Genomic DNA, 12,402 nt, shown 5'->3' with positions numbered 1-12,402 from the left:
GGCGCATGGCGGACTCTTTGCAAGCGCGCGGCGTGGGTTTATGGTTAACCAATCATGAACACGCTGACCATCGACATCCGCAAAGCCGAACCTCGAGACGCGAGCGCCATCGCCGACGTGCATCAGGAAGCGTGGCACGGCGCCTATTCGGGCATCATCCCGCACCGCACGCTGACCTCGATGATCAATCGCCGCGGCGTCGACTGGTGGGCCAATGCGATTCGCAAGGCAGCGACGGTGCTGGTGGTCGAGATCGGCGGCACGATCGCCGGCTATGCCACGATCGGCAAGAACCGCGCCCGCGAGCTCCGGCAGCAGGGCGAGATCTACGAGCTATACCTGCGCCCGGAATACCAGGGCATCGGGCTCGGCAGCCGGCTATTCAAGGCGGCGAAGAACCGCCTTTCCGACCACGGCCTGCGTGGCCTCGTCGTCTGGGCGCTCGAAGACAACCACAACGCCCTGGCCTTCTATGCCGGCAATGGCGGCCGCGATGTCGCCGAAGGCGTCGAGGTGTTCGAGCAGAAGGCGCTGAAGAAGGTCGCCTTCGTCTGGAATGACTGACACGGCTTCGTCATCCTAGGGCGTAGCGAAGCGGAGACCCTAGGATCCATGCCGTGACTTTAGAGCGTTGCAACGGTGCAGAATCTGCATCAAAGAGCGCCGCGCCCAACAATGGCTATACTCCACCGAAGCGTTCTACGATTTGCGTCACGGCATGGATCCTAGGGTCTGCGCCGCGTCGCTTCGCTCCTTGCTCCGCCCTAGGATGACGAATCCAGCCCATTAGCCGCATTGCACCATGACGCGTCCCCCGCTATCGGTCATTTCAACCGAGAGAGGGATTTAGCCATGCGTATCGAAGCAATCGCCACCGGAAAGAACCCGCCGGACGACGTCAACGTCATCATCGAGGTGCCGATCGGCGGCGAGCCGATCAAATACGAGATGGACAAGGAGGCCGGCACTTTGTTCGTCGACCGCTTCCTGCACACCTCGATGCGCTATCCCGGCAATTACGGCTTCGTGCCGCACACGCTGTCGGGCGACGGCGACCCGATCGACGTGCTGGTCTGCAACACCCGTGCGCTGGTGCCGGGCTGCGTCATCAATGTGCGGCCGATCGGCGTCTTGATCATGGAAGACAATGCCGGCCAGGACGAGAAGGTGATCGCGGTTCCCTCGCCGAAGCTGACGCTGCGCTACGAGAACGTCACCGAATACACCCACCTGCCCGACATCACCCGCCAGCAGGTCCAGCACTTCTTCGAGCACTACAAGGATCTCGAGCCCGGCAAATGGGTCAAGATCGAGGGCTGGCACGATTCCAAATATGCCAAGAAGATGATCGTCGACGCGATCGCACGGGCGAAGGCCACCAAAGCCTGATTAACGCACGGCCTTCTCGCCGCCGGCCGCGGTGATCACGCCGACGATGATCAGCCCGGTCAGCACCAGCCGCACGCCGGCGCTGACGCCAAAGGTGTTGAGCATGGTCAGCAGCAGCACCAGGAACAGCCCGGCGCCCCAGACGCCGGGCACATTGGCCTTGCCGCCGGCCACCGAGGTACCGCCGATCACCACGACGGCAATCGAAGCGAGCAGATACTCGTTGCCGATATCGACATTGGCGCCGCGGAAATAGCCGGCAAGCAGCGCCCCGTCGATGCCGCCCAGGGCGCCGCACAGCGTGTAGGTAAGGAAGCGGATGCGGCCGACATCGACGCCGGCCAGCCATGCGGCGCGGATGTTCTGGCCGATCGCCAGCACCGAACGTCCATAGATCATCCGCTGCAGCGCCAGTGCCGCGCCGATGGTGAAGACCACGGTCAGCATCGCCAGCACCGGAATGCCGAGGAACTGCCAGTTGGTGAAATCGGCGAAGCCGGGCGGCGGCTTGATCTGTAACCCGCGGCCGAAGCTGATGTCGACCGACTGGATGATGAAGCTTGCCGACAGCGTTGCGATGATCGGCGGGATCCTGAGCGCCCAGATCAGGAAATAGTTGATGGCGCCGATCGCAGCCCCGCAGGCAAGTGCAGCCAGCAGCCCGACCACGATCATCGAATCGCTGCCGCCCATGACCTTCATCGCCACGGCGCTGGCCAGCCCGATATTGGCCGGCAGCGACAGGTCGACATTGCCGGGCCCGAGCGTGATGACGAACATCTGGCCGACGCCGACGATGACTGTGAAGACGGCCAGCGACAGCGCGGCCGTGACCATGCCGCCAGCGCCATAGCCGCCGGTGAAAGCGATCGTCGCCAGCCACACGACAAGCGCGCCGACAAAGGACCAGATCCAGGGTTTTTCGAGCAGCGTGCGCACAGAGGCCATGGCTTACCGCTCCCTGCGGCTGATCAGCACGCGGGCCGCCAGCACGATGATCAGGATGGCGCCGTTGGCTGCGACCTGCCAGTCGGGCGGAATGTGCATGAAGGTTAAGAGCGGCGAGGCGGCCAGCGCCAGCGTCAGCGCGCCGAGCACCGCGCCGATCGGCGACACGCGGCCGCCGACGAACTCGCCGCCACCCAGGATGACGCCGGCGATCGACAACAGCGTGTAGCCATTGCCGATATTGGCGTCGGCGGAGGTGGTGATGCCGATCAGCGCCATGCCGGAGAGCACGCCGAACAGGCCGGTCAGCGCGAACAGCGCGATCTTGGCCCGAAGCAGCGACCAGCCGGCGCGCCGCAGCGCCGCCGCATTGCCGCCGGAACCGCGCAGGATGACGCCGTAGGAGGTGCGCATCAGGCCGAAATGGACGACGACAGCGATGAGCAGCGCGGCGAGAATCGGGAAAGGTATATAGGGCGGCTTGAAGGACATGATCGAAAGCAGCCAGTCCGGCGCCTTGCCGCCGGGCTTGGGCAGGACGAGAATGGCCAAGCCCTGCCAGACGAAGCTCATGCCGAGCGTCACCACAATGGATGGCAGGTTGCGCAGATGGATCAGCGCGCCGAGCAATGCGTAGACCCCAATCGAACCCAGCAGCACCAGAACGCCGATGAGCGGCGCGTCCCGCAGCCATGTCGCGGTGACGCAGCCAACGAAGCCGACAAAGGTTCCGATCGACAGATCGAGCTCGTTGCCGGCGATGACGAACATCTGCGCGATCGTCGCCAGCGCGATCGGGATCGCCAGGTTGAGCATCAGGTTGAACCCGAAATAGCTGATGGCGCGCGGATTGAGCCAGGCGATCGCAATCAGCACCAGCGCCAGCGACAAAGCCGGCAAAAGGCTGCGCAGCATGCGCGCCCGCGCCGCGTTGCCGCGCGGCGAGGATCTTGGGGCGGTGCCGGGGGTAATCGCCGTCATCTCAGGCCGCATCGCCGAACGAGGACTGGATGATCTTTTCCTCCGTCAGTTCGTCGCGCCTGAGATTGGCGACGATGCGGCCGTTCTTGAAGACATAGACGTGGTCGCAATTGTCGAGCTCTTCGGTTTCGGTCGTGTACCAGAGGAAGGTCCTGCCCTTGGCGGCCTCCTCGCGCACCAAATCGTAGACTTCGAGCTTGGTGCCGATATCGACGCCGCGCATCGGATCGTCCATCAGCACGATCTCGGCGTCGGAGCCGAGCGCGCGGGCAAACAGCGCCTTCTGCTGGTTGCCGCCCGACAGCGAATAGATGTTGTTGTTCATGTCCGGCGTGCGGATGCCGATCTTCTTCTTCCAGGTCTCGGCAAGCTCCGCTTCGCGCTGCGGCGAGATCAACAAGCCGTTGCGCAGGCTTCGCAGCGAGCGGATGCCGATGTTCTGCGCGATCGACCATTGCGAAAAAATGCCGTCGGACTGGCGGTCGCCGGCGACCAGCGCCACCGGCGCCGTCACCTCGACGCCGGTCTTGGCGCGCGAAGCGGCCGAGAAGATCGCCAGAAGCAGATCGGTCTGGCCATGGCCGGCGAGCCCGGCAAGGCCGATGATCTCGCCGGCGCGGGCGACCAGCTCCTTGCCGTCCTCCTGCCTGGCTGGGCGCGCCTTGACCCGGAGCGGACCCGTCTCGGCCTTGCGCGCTTCGGCCGCGGCCTTGTGATGGCCTTCCGCGCCGCCCATGGCCGCGACCAGCCTGTCGCGGTCGAAGGCGCTTGCCGCGTCGGCGGCGACCACCTTGCCGTCGCGCATCACCACGATGCGGTCGGCATTCTGCAGCACCTCGCCCAGCACATGCGAGATCAGGATGCAACTGCCGCCCGCCTCGACGAAGCGGCGCACGAAGGCGAGCAACTGGCCCGCCGTATGCGCGTCGAGCGAGGAGGTCGGCTCGTCGAGAATGACCAGATGCAGCGGCTCGCTGGTCAGCGTGAAGGCGCGCGCCACCTCGACCATCTGGCGCCTGCCGATGGAGAGGTCGCCGGCAATGTCGTCGGCGGAAATGCCGTGCTCGGGAAAGATCTCATCGAGCTTGGCCCGGATGAGATCGGCGGCCTTGCGCCGCCAGCCGAAGCCGATCATCGAAGGATGATTGATGCGGGTGTTTTCGGCGATGCTGAGGTTGGGGCAGAGCGACAGCTCCTGGAACACGCAGCGTATGCCGAGCTCCAGCGCGCGCGCCACGGAATAGCTCGCTTCCGCATTGCCGCGTACGGCGATCTCACCGCCATCCGGCCGCAGCGTGCCGGCAACCATATGCATCAATGTCGACTTGCCGGCGCCGTTATGGCCGACCAGCCCGACGCATTCGCCGGCGCCGACATGGAAGTCGACGCCGTTAAGCGCCCGAACGGCGCCGAAATGCTTTTCGGCGCCGTTCAGCCTGACGATGTCGGTGTTTGCCTTGAGCATGCTCAACGATACCCGGTCGTCCATGCGCGCGGCAACGGGTCCGCCATCACTTGATGTTGGTCTTGATCGCCGCTATGGCCTCTTCCTGCGTGTATTCGTGCGTGGCGACGCCGCCCTCCTTGATCTTCGGCAGCGCGGCCTCGAAATCGTCCTGGGTGAAGGCGAGATAGGGCACCAGGAGGTCGTGCGGGATGTCCTTGCGGCCGTCCAGCACCTGCTGCGCCACCCAGAAGGCGAGCGTCGACACGCCGGGCGCGATCGACGCCGACCATGTCTGATACCCGTCCTTGTCCTTCTGCTCCTTCCACCACTTCAGCTCGTCCTGGCGGTTGCCCATGATGATGGTCGGGCGAGGCTTGCCGGCGGCGGCAAAGGCTTGCGCGGCGCCATAGCCGTCGCCGCCCTGGTCGACGATGCCGACGACGTCCGGCAGCGAGGGCAGGATGGTCGCCACCGCCTTCTGCGCCGTGGTCTGATCCCAGTCGCCGGTAACCGAGCCGACGATCTTGAACTCGGGATGGGCCGCCACGCCTTCGAGGATGCCGGCATGGATGGCATCGTCGATCGAGGTGCCGGCCAGACCGCGGATCTCGAGCAGATTGCCGCCCTTGGGCTGGAACTTCGCCATCTGCTCGACTTCCTGCTTGCCCATGTCCTTGAAGTCGACGACGACGCGATAAGCGCAAGGCTCGGTGACGATGCCGTCGAAGGAGACGACGACGATGCCGGCGTCGCAGGCCTGCTTGATGGCGCCGTTAAGCGCATCCGGCGAGGCGGCGTTGATGACGATAGCGTCATAGCCTTGCAGGATCAGGTTCTGCACCTGGGCTGCCTGTGTCGGCACTTCCTTGTCGGCCGTGGTGAAGATATCGGCGGCGGCGACGATCTTGTCCTCGACCGCTTTCTTAGTGACGATGCCGTAGCTGTCGAGCATCGCCTGGCGCCATGAATTGCCGGCATAATTGTTGGAGAAGGCGATCTTCTTGCCGCTGGTGTCGGCAAGCGCGGTGCCCGAGGCGAGCATCGCCGCCAATGCACTCAATACGAGCAGTTTCTTCATGTCGGTTCCTCCCGAGGTTGCAGATATAGGCTGGTGGTCGTACGGATAGTCCCTGTTTTTTATCTATTGTCAGACAAATTTAGACGATCCGCAAGCCGTCACCTGCAAAGCCCTGGCACCGTCGATCAACTTGCGGTGCGACGATTGATAAGCCGCCGCGTCATGGTCTAGGAACGGGACAGGAGAGAGATTTTGATGGCAGTGACGCCGACCGTTGCCCAAGGCGCGCCCGGAATACCGGCGCGCTGGACGTCGAGCGCCAAGGGCGGCGTCGGCACCGCGCTTTCGGCGAAAAGCCGGCTCTGGTTCACCATCAGCCACGGCATCCTCAACGAGATCTATTATTCGCGTCTCGACAGCGCCTGCACGCGCGACATGGAACTGATCGTCACCGGCCCCGGCGGCTATTTTTCGGAAGAGAAGCGCGACGCCGCGCACACCATCGCGCCTTTCGAAGACGGTGTCCCAGGTTACAGGTTAACCAATGCCGCCGCCGACGGCGCCTACCGCATCGACAAGCGTATCATTACGGATCCGAAACGCCCCGTTCTGCTGCAGGAGATCACCTTCCTTCCGCTCAAGGATCCGGCGGCCGACTTCCATGTCTACGCGCTGCTTGCGCCGCACCTCGTCAATGCAGGCATGGGCAACACGGCCTGGGTCGGCGAGCACAAGGGCCAGCGCATGCTCTTCGCCACCGGGCGCGGCGTCTCGCTGGCGCTGGCGTCTTCCTTGCCGTGGGGCGACTGCTCCGCCGGCTATGTCGGCTTCTCCGACGGCTGGCAGCAATTGCACAAAAGCGGCGCGCTCGATCCATCGAGCCGGATCGCCGAAAACGGCAATGTCGCGCTGACCGGCGAGATCGGCTTTTCGGCCGGCAAGACCACGGCCCTGCTGGCGCTCGGCTTCGGCGCCTCGCCCGAAGAGGCCGCCGACCTCGCGCTGGCCAGCCTGAAACAAGGCTTCGACCCGGCGGCGAAAACCTATGTCGAGAATTGGCGCAAGTTCCAGGCGGGGCTGGAAAAGCTCGATCGCCACACCGCTTCGGGGCTGAACACCTACCGCGTCGGCACGGCGGTGCTCGCTTCGCATCTGTCGGTCGCGAGGCCAGGCGCGGCGGTTGCCAGCCTGTCGATCCCCTGGGGCTTCAACAAGGGCGACGACGACCTCGGCGGCTATCACCTCGTCTGGCCGCGCGACCTGGTCGAAACGGCGGGCGGTTTTCTCGCCGCCGGCGACGGCAAGCAGGCGCTGCAGATCCTCAACTATCTGCGTTCGATCCAGCAGCCGGACGGACACTGGCCGCAAAACGTCTGGTCGGACGGCACCGCCTACTGGCCGGGCATCCAGATGGATGAATGCGCCTTCCCGCTGATCCTGGCCGATGCCTTGCGCCGCGCCGGCCATCTGCCGAAGCCGAAGCTCGCCGATTTCCTGCCGATGATCGAAAGCGCGGCCTCCTATGTCGTGCGCAACGGTCCGGTCACCGGCGAGGACCGCTGGGAGGAGGATGCCGGCTACAGCCCGTTCACGCTGGCCGTCGAGATTATCGCGCTGCTTGCCGCCGCCGACATGCTCGATGCATTGGGTAAAACTGAGCCGGCAAACTATCTGCGCGAAATCGCCGATTGCTGGAACGACCAGATCGAGCGCTGGACCTATGTGACGGGCACCGGGCTTTGCGCCAAAGAAGGCATCGCCGGATATTATGTCCGCATCGCGCCGCCGGACGATGCGGGCGCCGCATCGCCGAAGGACGGCTTCGTGCCGATCAAGAACCGCCCGCCGGGCGACACCGACAAGCCGGCCGAGGCCATCATCAGCCCGGATGCGCTGGCGCTGGTTCGTTTCGGCTTAAGGGCGGCGGATGACCCGCGCATCGTCGACACCGTCAAGGCGGTCGACGCGCTGCTGCGCTGCGACCTTCCGCAAGGCCCGGTCTGGTACCGCTATACCGGCGATGGTTACGGCGAGCACGAGGACGGCGCGCCCTTTGACGGCACAGGAAAAGGCCGCGCCTGGCCGCTTCTCACCGGTGAGCGCGCGCATTACGAGCTGGCCGCCGGCCGCAAGGACAAGGCCGCAGAGCTCCTCGAAACCTTCGAGCGCTCGGCCGGCATCGGCGGCCTGCTGCCCGAACAGGTCTGGGACGGCACCGACATTCCGGAGCGCGAGCTGTGGCTCGGCAAGCCCTCCGGCAGCGCCATGCCGCTGGTCTGGGCGCATGCCGAGCACATCAAGCTGTTGCGCTCGCTGCGCGACGGAGCCGTTTTCGACATGCCGCCGCAAGGCGTCGAGCGCTACATCAAGGGCAAGACCGTCTCGCCGCTCAGGATATGGCGCTTCAACCACAAGATCCGCTCCATCGCCGCCGGCAAGCTTTTGCGCGTCGAGCTTTCGGCTCCGGGCGTCGTCCATTGGAGCAGCGACAAGTGGCTGACGATCCAGGACAGCCATACCGCCGAGAACGCGTTTGGTGTCCATCTGGTCGACCTGCCGGTTGCCGGTCTGAAGCCGGGAAGCACGATCGTCTTCACTTTTTTCTGGCCCGAGGCGATGCGTTGGGAGAATGTCGACTTCAGCGTCGGCATCGACGCGGCATGATCGTGAAACACGGCCGATAGATTTCTTCTTTCCTCAAGCAATCGGGATGAAACCATGCAGATCGGAATGATGGGATTGGGCAGGATGGGCGCCAACATGGTGCGCCGCCTGATGCGCGACGGTCATGAATGCGTCGTCTACGACATCAATTCGGCAAGCGTCGCCGGCATGGTCAAGGACGGCGCCGTCGGTGCGGCCTCGCTGGAGGAATTCGTCGGCAAGCTCGCCAAGCCGCGCTGCGCCTGGCTGATGCTGCCGGCGGCCATCACCGGCAAGATCGTCGACCAGGTCGCGGCACTGATGGAGCCGGGCGACATCATCATCGACGGCGGCAATTCCTACTACCACGACGCCGTCGACCAGGCGGCCAAGCTGGCAACCAAGGGCATCAACTTCGTCGATGTCGGCACCAGCGGCGGCGTCTGGGGCCTCGAGCGCGGCTACTGCCTGATGATCGGCGGTCCGGACGATGCGGTGAAGCATCTGGATTCAGTGTTCGCCACGCTTGCCCCCGGCCCGGACGCCGGAACCAACCCCTCCAAGGACGACGGCACGGCGGCCTTCGGCTATCTGCATTGCGGGGCAAGCGGCGCCGGCCATTTCGTCAAGATGGTGCACAACGGCATCGAATACGGCGTCATGGCCGCCTATGCCGAAGGCATGAACATCCTGAAATCGGCCAACGCCGGCAAGCGGTCGCGCACCGCCGACGCCGAGACCAGCCCGCTCGAAAGCCCGCAATACTACCAGTTCGACATCGACCTGCCGCAGGTCGCCGAAGTCTGGCGGCATGGCAGCGTCATCGGCTCCTGGCTGCTCGATCTTACCGCCGGCGCGCTGAAGAGCGACCCGGCGCTTGCTCAGTTCGGCGGCCGCGTTTCGGATTCCGGCGAGGGCCGCTGGACGCTGAAGGCAGCGATCGACACCGGCGTTCCGGCGCCGGTGCTGTCATCGGCGCTGTTCGACCGCTTCTCCTCGCAGGGCGAATCGCAATTCGCCGACAAGCTCCTGTCCGCGATGCGCTATGCCTTCGGCGGCCATGTCGAAAAGAAGACCGGCGCGTGAGGGGAGTGAACGCATGAGCCAGGAGAGGTCCGACACGTTGGTGCTTTTCGGAGCGACCGGCGACCTTGCCCATAAGAAGATTTTCCCCGCGCTCTACCAGATGGTCGCCAAAGGAACGCTGACCGAGCCGGTCATCGGCGTCGCCTTTGACCCCTGGGAGTTGCCCAAACTGGTGGACCGCGCCCGCGACGGCATCGTCAATGCGCTGGGCGCCGTCGACGACAAGGTGTTCGGCAAGTTCGCCTCGCTGCTGCGCTATGTCAGCGGCGACTATCGCGACAGCGCCACCTTCGAGAAATTGAAGACCGCGCTTGGTTCGGCGCAGCGGCCGCTGCATTACATGGCCGTGCCGCCGACCATGTTCGAGACCGTCGTGCAGGGGCTGGAACAGTCCGGCACCGCACGCGGCGCGCGGCTGATGGTCGAAAAACCCTTCGGCCACGATCTGCAGTCGGCGCGCTGGCTGAACAGGGTGTTGCATCTGGTCTTCGACGAGCAGTCGATCTTCCGCATCGACCACTATCTCGGCAAGGAAGCGATCCAGAACCTGCTCTATTTCCGCTTCGCCAATTCCTTCCTGGAGCCGATCTGGAACCGCAATTTCGTCGAGAGCGTGCAGATCACCATGGCCGAGGATTTCGGCGTCGAGGGCCGCGGCAAATTCTATGACGATGTCGGCTGTATCCGCGACGTCATCGAGAACCACCTGCTCAACATCCTGCTGCTGCTCGCCATGGAGCCGCCGGTCGGCCGCTCGGCCGACGATCTCATCGACGAGAAGGTGCAGGTGTTGCGTGCCATCCGTACGCTGACCAAGGACGATGTCGTGCGCGGCCAGTTCGACGGCTATCTGGCGGAACCGGGCGTGCGGCCCAACTCGCCGGTCGAGACATTTGCCGCCGTGCGCTTCTTTGTCGACACCTGGCGCTGGCAGGACGTGCCCTTCTTCATCCGCGCTGGCAAGAACATGCCGGTGCACGCGACCGAAGTGATCGTGCGGCTGAAGCGGCCGCCGCTCGACGTCTTCGATCCGATCAAGCCGAGCGACGCCAATTATGTCCGCTTCGGCATCGACCCGCAGGTGGCGATCTCGATCGGCGCCCAGCGCAAGCGGCCCGGCGACGACATGGTCGGCGAGCAAGTAGAACTGACCGCGCTCGACGACACCAAGGGCGACATGCCTCCCTATGAGCGGCTGATCGGCGACGCCATGAACGGCAACGGCCAGCTTTTTACGCGCCAGGACGCGGCTGAGCTTGCCTGGCGCATCGTCGGCCCGGTGCTCGGCGACACGACGCCGCCGGCGACCTATGCGCCGAAGACCTGGGGACCGGCCGATGCCATGAAAGGCTTCGGCCCACCCGACGGCTGGATCAATCCGGAGAAATAGTTTCGGAGGGAATTTGAAATGGCGAAAGCGGCAAAACCGGCTGCGGCAAGCGACAACCCGATCGTGCTGACCATCGACGTCGGCGGCTCGCATGTGAAGATCCTGACCAGCGCCGGCGGCGAGATGCGCCGGGTGCCATCCGGGCCCGGCCTGACGCCTGATCAGGTCGTCAACTCGGTGAAGAAGCTGGCCGAGGGGCTGGACTATGACGTGATCTCGATGGGCTATCCGGGCCCGGTGCGAGACAACAAGCCTTCGCTCGATCCCTTCAATCTCGGCAAGGGCTGGAACGGCTATGATTTCACCGCCGCCTTCGGCAAGCCGGTGAAGCTGGTCAACGACGCGCTGATGCAGGCGATCGGCAGCTATGACGGCGGCCGCATGCTCTTCCTCGGCCTCGGCACCGGCCTCGGCGCGGCGATGGTCATCAACAACGTCGGCCAGCCGATGGAGCTTGCCCACCTGCCCTACAAGAAAGGCGCCAGCTTCGAGGATTATGTCGGCGAGCGCGGCCTGGAAAAGCGCGGGAAGAAAAAGTGGCGCAAATACGTTTTCGACGTCGTCGACAGGCTTCGCGCCGCTTTGCAGCCGGATTATGTCGTCATCGGCGGCGGCAATGTCGATAAGCTTGACGAATTGCCTGAAAAATCAAGGCGCGGCGACAACACTCGCGCTTTCGAAGGTGGATTTCGTCTTTGGCGCGACAAGGCGCTGATCGTCTGATATTGTTACATTTCAGTATAATTGTTCAAAATAGCGTGTAATTGTGCGATAGATCATTGCGTCGCGCAGATTTGCCGACTAGAAGTTCGCCGGCTCGGCCTCCTTGCGTCTTTCGGGATTCGCGTCTTTCGGGATTCGCAAACAACGGTTGCGCGCCTTTGATATTACACGCCGCGAAGACCAGATCGGTTTCGCGGCACAATGGAGGGACTACGTGGACGAGGAAGCCAACACAGCCAAGGGCGAGATCGACCTGCTCGAGCTTACCGCTCACATCGTTTCGGCCTATGTCGCCAAGAACCGCCTGCCCGCCGCGGACCTGGGCGGACTGATCGCTAGCGTGGCCTCCTCGATCAGCGGGCTGAACCGGCCGCAGGAGCCCGCGGCGCCGCCGCCGGTTCCCGCCGTGAACCCGAGGCGCTCGGTGACGCCGGACTACATAATCTGTCTCGAGGACGGTAAGAAGTTCAAATCGCTGAAGCGCCATATCGGCGTGCATTTCAACCTGACGCCCGAGGCCTATCGCGCCAAATGGGGCCTCCCGGTCGACTACCCGATGGTCGCGCCCAACTACGCGGCCTCGCGCTCGCAACTGGCCAAGTCGATCGGCCTCGGCCGCAAGGCCGAACCCGAGCCGGAACCGGTGAAGCCCGCGAGGTCCAGGAAGGCCAAGGCAACCGCCTGAAAGCTATCGCCTGCACCAATGGTTTGAGGAAGCCTGCCGAGGAATCCGCCTTGGCAGGCTTCCTGCTTTTGTGGCTTGGATAGGCCGGATAG

General features: G+C 64.3%; 11 protein-coding genes. 7 read left to right on the top strand and 4 right to left on the bottom strand.

Annotation, left to right across the window (positions count from 1 at the left end; all coding sequences use genetic code 11):
- Positions 1–54: 54 nt before the first annotated feature.
- Positions 55–564 carry a GNAT family N-acetyltransferase gene (locus FJ988_RS13445; RefSeq protein WP_140818349.1) on the top strand — a complete coding sequence of 170 codons (510 nt, stop codon included), beginning with the start codon at positions 55–57 and terminating at the stop codon, positions 562–564.
- 288 nt (positions 565–852) lie between these two features.
- The gene (ppa, locus tag FJ988_RS13440; RefSeq protein WP_140818347.1) at positions 853–1,389 is read left to right on the top strand and encodes an inorganic diphosphatase; all 537 of its coding nucleotides are present in this window, start codon (positions 853–855) and stop codon (positions 1,387–1,389) included.
- Here the strand turns inward: ppa and FJ988_RS13435 are convergent, their stop codons facing one another.
- From FJ988_RS13435 to FJ988_RS13420, 4 genes are read right to left on the bottom strand one after another with little or no spacing between them, the layout of a single operon-like run.
- The gene (locus FJ988_RS13435) at positions 1,390–2,337 is read right to left on the bottom strand and encodes an ABC transporter permease (RefSeq protein ID WP_140818345.1); all 948 of its coding nucleotides are present in this window, start codon (positions 2,335–2,337) and stop codon (positions 1,390–1,392) included.
- Between the two features lie 3 nt (positions 2,338–2,340).
- Positions 2,341–3,318: an ABC transporter permease gene (locus FJ988_RS13430; RefSeq protein ID WP_181183519.1), complete on the bottom strand. Its 978-nt coding sequence runs from the start codon at positions 3,316–3,318 to the stop codon at positions 2,341–2,343.
- Position 3,319: 1 nt separating this feature from the next.
- Entirely contained in the window at positions 3,320–4,783 is a 1,464-nt protein-coding gene (locus tag FJ988_RS13425; protein ID WP_140818341.1) for a sugar ABC transporter ATP-binding protein, read from the bottom strand.
- A 46-nt stretch (positions 4,784–4,829) separates the two neighbouring features.
- On the bottom strand, positions 4,830–5,843 hold the full coding sequence (locus tag FJ988_RS13420; RefSeq protein WP_140818339.1) for an ABC transporter substrate-binding protein: 1,014 nt from the start codon (positions 5,841–5,843) through the stop codon (positions 4,830–4,832).
- A gap of 195 nt (positions 5,844–6,038) precedes the next feature.
- On the opposite strand from FJ988_RS13420, the gene FJ988_RS13415 reads away from it, so the two are divergent.
- The 5 genes from FJ988_RS13415 (at position 6,039) to FJ988_RS13395 (ending at position 12,310) form a co-directional block, all read left to right on the top strand.
- A complete protein-coding gene (locus FJ988_RS13415; protein ID WP_140818336.1) occupies positions 6,039–8,447 on the top strand; it encodes a glucan 1,4-alpha-glucosidase in 2,409 nt (802 codons plus the stop codon).
- 54 nt (positions 8,448–8,501) lie between these two features.
- Positions 8,502–9,512, top strand: a complete 1,011-nt coding sequence (gnd, locus tag FJ988_RS13410) for a phosphogluconate dehydrogenase (NAD(+)-dependent, decarboxylating) (RefSeq protein WP_140818334.1) — start codon at positions 8,502–8,504, stop codon at positions 9,510–9,512.
- A gap of 13 nt (positions 9,513–9,525) precedes the next feature.
- Positions 9,526–10,902: a glucose-6-phosphate dehydrogenase gene (gene zwf, locus FJ988_RS13405; protein WP_140818332.1), complete on the top strand. Its 1,377-nt coding sequence runs from the start codon at positions 9,526–9,528 to the stop codon at positions 10,900–10,902.
- A gap of 18 nt (positions 10,903–10,920) precedes the next feature.
- Positions 10,921–11,625: an ROK family protein gene (locus FJ988_RS13400; protein WP_140818330.1), complete on the top strand. Its 705-nt coding sequence runs from the start codon at positions 10,921–10,923 to the stop codon at positions 11,623–11,625.
- A gap of 214 nt (positions 11,626–11,839) precedes the next feature.
- Positions 11,840–12,310: a MucR family transcriptional regulator gene (locus tag FJ988_RS13395; protein ID WP_140818328.1), complete on the top strand. Its 471-nt coding sequence runs from the start codon at positions 11,840–11,842 to the stop codon at positions 12,308–12,310.
- Positions 12,311–12,402 lie beyond the last annotated feature (92 nt).

Origin of the sequence: Mesorhizobium sp. CU3 (genome assembly GCF_006442965.1) — a bacterium.
In the GTDB taxonomy this organism is placed as follows: Bacteria; Pseudomonadota; Alphaproteobacteria; order Rhizobiales; family Rhizobiaceae; genus Mesorhizobium.
This window is presented reverse-complemented; position numbering and strand designations above follow the sequence as displayed.

Coding starts and splice junctions, on each gene's coding strand:
- FJ988_RS13445 (WP_140818349.1), top strand. CDS start 55: ATGAACACGCTGACCATCGACATCCGCAAAGCCGAACCTCGAGACGCG.
- ppa (WP_140818347.1), top strand. CDS start 853: ATGCGTATCGAAGCAATCGCCACCGGAAAGAACCCGCCGGACGACGTC.
- FJ988_RS13435 (WP_140818345.1), bottom strand. CDS start 2,337: ATGGCCTCTGTGCGCACGCTGCTCGAAAAACCCTGGATCTGGTCCTTT.
- FJ988_RS13430 (WP_181183519.1), bottom strand. CDS start 3,318: ATGACGGCGATTACCCCCGGCACCGCCCCAAGATCCTCGCCGCGCGGC.
- FJ988_RS13425 (WP_140818341.1), bottom strand. CDS start 4,783: ATGCTCAAGGCAAACACCGACATCGTCAGGCTGAACGGCGCCGAAAAG.
- FJ988_RS13420 (WP_140818339.1), bottom strand. CDS start 5,843: ATGAAGAAACTGCTCGTATTGAGTGCATTGGCGGCGATGCTCGCCTCG.
- FJ988_RS13415 (WP_140818336.1), top strand. CDS start 6,039: ATGGCAGTGACGCCGACCGTTGCCCAAGGCGCGCCCGGAATACCGGCG.
- gnd (WP_140818334.1), top strand. CDS start 8,502: ATGCAGATCGGAATGATGGGATTGGGCAGGATGGGCGCCAACATGGTG.
- zwf (WP_140818332.1), top strand. CDS start 9,526: ATGAGCCAGGAGAGGTCCGACACGTTGGTGCTTTTCGGAGCGACCGGC.
- FJ988_RS13400 (WP_140818330.1), top strand. CDS start 10,921: ATGGCGAAAGCGGCAAAACCGGCTGCGGCAAGCGACAACCCGATCGTG.